Raw genomic sequence first — 1,019 nt, 5'->3', positions numbered from 1 at the left:
GGACCCTCGGTGGCTCGCGGCGCGGGCCCCGGGGGACGTGATCGAGGTCCCCGACGCACGACGGCTCAGGCGGCGGTTCACCGTGGTGTCCGCGGGGGACGACGGCGTGCTGGCGGAGGGCGACCGCAACGCGTGGGTGCGCGACGGGACGCTGATCGACTGCGACTTCGAGCACACCCGGGTCCGCGGCATCCCCGCTGTGCCGCGCCGGATCCGCGTCCACCGCGGGGACCCGATCCTGCTCACCGTGGACATGGAACCGGTGGAGCCGCCGCGGTCCGGCGAGGAGATCCGACTGGGGTGCGCGCTCCCCGCGGTCGTGGAGGCCCTGTCGGTGGGGGACCGCGTCCTGTTCGACGACGGAGTCATCTCCGCGGAGGTCGTCGCGACCTCGATGCCGGGTCAGGAGGGTGGGCCCTGGGCCCGGCTGGAGGTGGTGCGCTGCCGCGAGGGCGGCCGATGGCTGGGGTCGGAGAAGGGCATCAACGTCCCCGGGCTGGAGGTGGACACCCCCGCACTGACCGACGAGGACCGGCAGTGCCTACGCTTCGCGTCCCGGCACGCGGACATCGTGGCGCTGTCCTTCGTGCGGACGAGGGGGGACGTCACCGACGCGGTGGAGGCGCTCCGGGCGGAGCGCGCGGAATCGGGGCGGGAGCTGGGGTTGCTGCTCAAGGTGGAGACCAGGCAGGCCTACCGCGCGCTGCCGGACCTGGTGCTGGAGGCCATGCGCCACGACCGGATCGGGGTGATGATCGCGCGCGGTGACCTCGCCGTCGAGATGGGATTCGAGTCGCTCTCGGAGATCCCGCGCAACATCACGCTGATGTGCCAGGCGGCCCGCGTTCCGGTCGTGCTGGCGACGCAGGTGCTGGAGTCGCTCGCGAAGACCGGGATGCCGTCCCGCGCGGAGATCTCCGACGCGGGCTCGGCGCAGCGGTCCGAGTGCGTGATGCTCAACAAGGGGCCCTACGTGGCGGAGGCGATCGAGACCCTCGACGCGATCCACTCGCGGATGG

The 1,019-nt window shown here is 72.9% G+C and carries 1 protein-coding gene; it reads left to right on the top strand.

Features of this window, described 5'->3' with window-relative positions; translation table 11 throughout:
- The coding region (locus G6020_RS15195) for a pyruvate kinase (protein ID WP_241732759.1) at window positions 1–1,019 on the top strand (1,019 nt) is incomplete at both ends.

Source organism: Dietzia sp. B19 (assembly GCF_014145155.1).
Taxonomy (GTDB): Bacteria; Actinomycetota; Actinomycetes; order Mycobacteriales; family Mycobacteriaceae; genus Dietzia; species Dietzia natronolimnaea.
This window is presented reverse-complemented; position numbering and strand designations above follow the sequence as displayed.